The following is a 558-nucleotide window of genomic DNA, read 5'->3' as shown; positions in this document are numbered from 1 at the left end:
GACGATTACGCTGGCTACAAAGCCATGTTCGCCGCCGGCATCACCGAGCTGGCGTGCATGGCCCACGTACGCCGCAAATTCTTCGACCTGCATGCTGCCAACGGTAGTCCGATTGCCGCGGAGGCACTGCGCCGTATCGGCCAGTTGTACGCCGTCGAGCAGCAAGGGCGCGAACTGGCGCCGACGGAGCGCTTCCAGCTGCGCCAGGACCAGGCCAAGCCGCTGCTGTCCGATTGGCACGCCTGGCTGCTTGCCGCGCGCAGGACCGTGGCTGTCGGCAGCGGCACCGCCAAGGCGATCGACTACGCACTCAAGCGCTGGCCGGCGCTGCTGCGCTACGCCGATTCCGGCACGCTGCCGATCGATAACAACCCGGTCGAGAACACGATCCGTCCAATTGCTGTCGGCAAAAAGAACTGGCTGTTTGCCGGCTCCGAACGGGCCGGGCGGCGTGCCGCCGCAATCCAGACCCTGCTCGCCACCGCCAAGCTCAACGGACTCGAACCATTACGCTGGCTCAGCGAAACACTCGAAAAACTGCCCAGCTGCCCGAACAGC

Annotated in this window: 1 protein-coding gene; it reads left to right on the top strand. The window is 65.4% G+C overall.

All coding sequences use genetic code 11. The features are described 5' to 3' along the window. The coding region (gene tnpC, locus ACP7DD_RS26630) for an IS66 family transposase (protein WP_426178421.1) at nt 1–558 on the top strand (558 nt) is incomplete at both ends.

It is taken from the genome of Massilia sp. TWR1-2-2, from assembly GCF_049897565.1.
GTDB lineage: Bacteria > Pseudomonadota > Gammaproteobacteria > Burkholderiales > Burkholderiaceae_D > JAFCUW01.
Note: the sequence above shows the minus strand (reverse complement) of the source record. Positions and strands in the feature narration are given on the sequence as shown.